Origin of the sequence: Nesterenkonia haasae (genome assembly GCF_010119385.1) — a bacterium.
Classification (GTDB): Bacteria; Actinomycetota; Actinomycetes; order Actinomycetales; family Micrococcaceae; genus Nesterenkonia; species Nesterenkonia haasae.
On the sequence record NZ_VFIE01000033.1, the window covers coordinates 1 to 4,527 of the forward strand.

The following is a 4,527-nucleotide window of genomic DNA, read 5'->3' on the forward strand; positions in this document are numbered from 1 at the left end:
AGGCGTCCGGATTCGACGTGTTTGCGGATTAGTTCTGGCAGGCCGGGTTCGTGGAAGGGGAGGTCTCCTGCGGAGAGAGACGCGATTTTTTCGGGGTCGATATCGACTCCGACCACGTTGAATCCGAGCTCGGCCATACACGCGGCATGGGTAGCACCAAGATAACCGGTACCAATAACACTGATGTTCTCTACAGTCGCAGTCACGCGAACCATCATAGGCACATTTCACACTGAGCCTTCGGCAATACTGCTGGATTCGTGGCGTAGGGCTGGCTCAGTGACCAATGCGGGCCGACTACACTGAGCGTGGCGCAATGGCTGTGAGCTGCCACGTCCCCGGAAGCGTTTCCGGAAGAGTTCTGGTCTGAGATTCGATGCGAAAGATAGTGGTGAGGTCAACCATCATGATGAAGCCGTCCGCGGAAGCTATTTCACGTTTGGCAGCCTCAATCGCGGGGAATTACTCCTCGGACACCATAGTGATCTTGGGCAAGGGACCTTCTGCTGACCAAATTCACTCCCGAGTCTTCAAGGATGCCGTGGTGATCGGCGTCAACGACGCTGAGCGCATCCATCCCACGGACATCACCATCTTCTATGAGGACTGGGTGGGGGAGTCGGTGGCTGAAGACGGTCTGCGCTCCAGCGCCTATGTCACCTCCACAAGTTTCCGCGCTCCAGACCGCACGGTAGTCCGTCTGCCATTCCAGCCCTTATCCAATGACGCAGAGGATCAGGTGCTTCTGCGGTTCCAGGACCGCAGTGACGTCGCCATCGAAGAGGCCATTTTCCTGACTGGGCTCGAGGTCGCGAGAGCCATCGCTGACCACCGTGAACGTGTACAGACGGTATACATGGTCGGTTTCGATTTCACCCCGGATGCAGGGCAGGCTCGCGCGGCTTCAACTCAGTACAGCCCTGAACTGTCAGCACGGCGTCGGGCGGGCATCGAACTGCAGGAATACATCTTGCAGAACGCCCTCTACACGCTCAAAGACACGAATCTTGATGTTCAGCACGTGGGAACTCGTGAGTTTTCTCAGCTGACCGCCGACATGCTCAATGAATGCTTCCACGTCGCGGTTGAAGAGGCTGATGTCCCGCAGCCAGTCGACTACGAAGATGTAGAGATGCCGCCGGTTGAAGTCACGGCGGAGATCACCACCAATCACTTCGGTGACCTGGATCGCTTGGAAAAGTTGGTGCGCGCCGCGCATGCTGCTGGGGCCGATTGGGTCAAGGTCCAGAAGCGTGATGTGGAGACGTTCTACACCCCCGAGCAGCTGGCTTCGCCTTATAAATCGCCGTTCGGCAACACCTTTGGTGACTATCGGCGGCAGCTCGAACTCGACAGGGACGGATTTATCTTCCTCGAGGAGCTGACCCAGGACCTGGGTATCGGGTGGTTCGCCTCAGTCTTGGATAAACCATCCTTCCAATGGCTCACCAACGAGGTGGACGTCCCTCTGGTCAAGCTCCCATCAACCATCTCTGAGAAGCGGGACTACCTGACCTATGTAGCGGGGAACTACGATGGATCTGTTGTCATCTCTACTGGCATGACGGACAAGACCTATGAAGAGTGGCTGCTGCAAACCTTCACCCGGCAGGAGGCGTTGTACCTTCTGCACTGCAACTCCGCGTACCCCACCCCAGATGAACACACCAATATTGGGGTGGTGAGGCACTACGCCAATTTGGCTGCACAACAAGAACACCAGCCCGGACCGAGGATCGTCCCGGGGTACTCCAGCCATGACTACGGGTGGATGGCTTCGGCCCTAGCTGTAGCGGCCGGCGCCCAAATGGTGGAGAAACACGTGAAATTGGGCAACACGGAGTGGGCGCACTTTGACGCGGTCGCGGTGGACATGACTACCGAGGCGTTCACCGAGTATGTGGGCGCGGTGCGCCAGGCCCAGCTGCACGTGGGCTCTACCCAGAAGAGAATCACCGCCAGTGAGCACCATAAATACTAAACAGCACCACATGCTTAGCTCGTCGAGAGACGCGATCTGGGGTGGCGTTCATTTGAATGCTCACAGTGGATATATAGCGAACATTCAAAATCCGCAGCGACCGTGTCGAACACATCCGCACGTAGCCTCGACCTGAGGGTGCTGGCGATTGCTAGTCAAAGCCAACTAATTTTCCGGAACCCGGTTCCTTGTGCTGATTCCAGCTTAAGTCGGTCGGAGGCGACACATCGTCGCCCCTGAATTGCTTCTGGAAGCAAGTGCGTCTCTTGCGTCGCTCATTGCTATGACCGAGGAGGAACTGACATTGGCCGTTCCATCCCCACGATATGCAGCGGGCGTAGACAAATGCGGCCCTGACTGCCTCCCTGGCCATATCAGAGACGCAGCAACCTTCCCGCTTGCACCCCAATCTCGAGGGGGGCCGGTTTTGCACACGAGGGTCTTGTAGATGTGGGCGTGTTCATGACTCGGAGCCAATCCGGGGGAAGATGACTTGGTCCACAGCATGGGTCTGGTCTGTTGGAAGGCCTGTGACACTCAAGCCACCGTTTTAACATCTCACAAGAACACGAGGCAGATACGTCAGCTTTTATGTCTGCAGGAAACTCCCCACTGTTATTCTGACGGGGGCCGTGGATGGCGGCACTTCAGACTAGGGGATTCGTAGGTTCATGCAGTACAAGATAGTCAATTTTCGTGCAGACAGGATCAGCGGTTGGTTGTTCGATCCTGACGCGCCTCAGGTGCGGCAGAAACTTGCGGTGATGGTCAACGGTGAGTGCGCCGCCACGCTGACATGCAACCTTTTCCGGCCCGAGCTTTCTGCTAGCGAGTCCCCCACACGCAACGTCGGTTTCCTGGGAGCCTTGCCGCCGAATTTGTGGACAGGCGAGTCACATCAGGTGAGCCTTCAGGTTGTCGGCTCAGGTGAGACGATAGCCGAGGGTCCACTCGATACATTGGATGCCCGCATCTCAGCGGAAGTTGAAATCAGCGGAGATGTGCGGATCACCGAACGCGGGGGGGTGGCCGGCTGGGTCGCGCGAGCAGGCGACCGGACCACCGTCCAGGTGCTGGTGGACGGCGAAGAAATCTTCAAAGAGCGCGCGAACCAGAAGAAGCTGCGTTTTAGCGGCAAGGCGTTCGAGGTTACCGTGCCACCGGAGTTCGCCTTCTCCGCGCAGGTACCGCCCGAGTACTTCGATGATGAGGAGCACATCGTGGAGGTGCGCGTCAACGCCACCGAGACTCCTATCGCCCAGTCCACGCTCAGGCTCACGATCGCTGACCGGGAGAACGCAGCATTGGAGGCGAACCGACTGGCCGACGCAGAGAACGACAAATTTGAGCCGTGGCGAAAGAAAAGCTCCCAAGCTTCCGCCATTCAGTTGGAGATGCTCAGCGTAACGGCCACATATGCTCAGGTCGTCCTGAAAGGTGGAGGTCTCCATAGGCGTCTGTCACTGCGTGTGGGAGAGGAGACCGCTGTGTTGCACCCATTGCCGGCACCGCTCAGCGATACTGCCTCGACCGGTAAGGGATCACACCATTATGCGGCTGAGATAGGGGCCGGATCCGGTTTTAATCAGCTGAGTCTATTCTCCTTGGGTGATTCATTGGAGAATACCTTTGATCTCCGGTTGGGAGACGAAGGCGGCAGACGTCCTACAGGCCTACCACATACGTTGGTCGAGGAGCTGGACGGTGAATTCGTGCTCTCAGCGGCTCAGTTGGACGCTGGCCGGTTCGAAGGGTACGCCTTTCACACGGCCGCTTTGGATGTTCCTGTCCAGGTCGTGCTGGATGAGCTCACCGATGATGAGCCCCATACTCTGGCCCGTGCGGAGGCTTCGGAGGGTAGCAAGCAGGCCCGGCGTCGGTACGGTATATCGACTGGCTCGTACAGCCTGCCACTCCCGGTGGAGGTGCTGCGCCGCCGCAGCTCGCATCTGATCCTGCGGGCGGTGCACGCTCGCGGCGAGGAGATCCTGTGGGAGGACAATGAGTTCTACCCGTCCAACCAGTTCCTGTTGACCCAGAGTCTCAACACCTCTTCACGGAGTAACTCTGTAGACCTTGTGAAGCGAGCGCGCCAGGCGGGTCGGAAGAATTACGTGGAGTCATTCCTGGGCACTTATAAACATGGCCAGGCAGAATTGAGCCTTGAGGATATCTCCGACGCTCTCAGTGCCAGCGGAGCCGGTGGCGGCGATGTCCTAGAAGCCTCGTCTGGGGCCATTTGGTACTGGCTGAAAGAACTACGCGCCAATCCGGGCCGTATCGACTGGTTTACGCAGACCGCAGTGCGCAATCGGATAGGTGACGCCCGAGATGTGCTCGCCTACGCAGCATCCAAGGGACGATTCGACTTCCAGCGAACCCGCGGTTTGCTGGAATCAGCACGCATTGATTTGTTCCGGGACGATGCGGAGGAGCAGCTTCGCAGAGGCCATTGGGCATCCGGCGTACTGTCGCTTGCACGTTACCTTTACAGCGCGCCGCGGGATGAGATCGACTATTTGGATGCGCTGACGCTATACGGGATG

General features: G+C 58.0%; 2 protein-coding genes and 1 pseudogene. 2 read left to right on the forward strand and 1 reads right to left on the reverse strand.

The window, feature by feature from the left end; genetic code table 11:
• Window positions 1–137 (reverse strand): annotated as a pseudogene (locus FH975_RS17125) (UDP-glucose 6-dehydrogenase); the annotation flags it as partial.
• Window positions 138–406: 269 nt separating this feature from the next.
• Here FH975_RS17125 and FH975_RS15730 point away from each other — a divergent pair.
• The gene (locus FH975_RS15730) at window positions 407–1,981 is read left to right on the forward strand and encodes an N-acetylneuraminate synthase family protein (RefSeq protein WP_162322129.1); all 1,575 of its coding nucleotides are present in this window, start codon (window positions 407–409) and stop codon (window positions 1,979–1,981) included.
• 671 nt (window positions 1,982–2,652) lie between these two features.
• Window positions 2,653–4,527 (forward strand): hypothetical protein (locus FH975_RS15735; protein ID WP_162322130.1); only part of this gene is annotated, 1,875 nt, incomplete at its 3' end.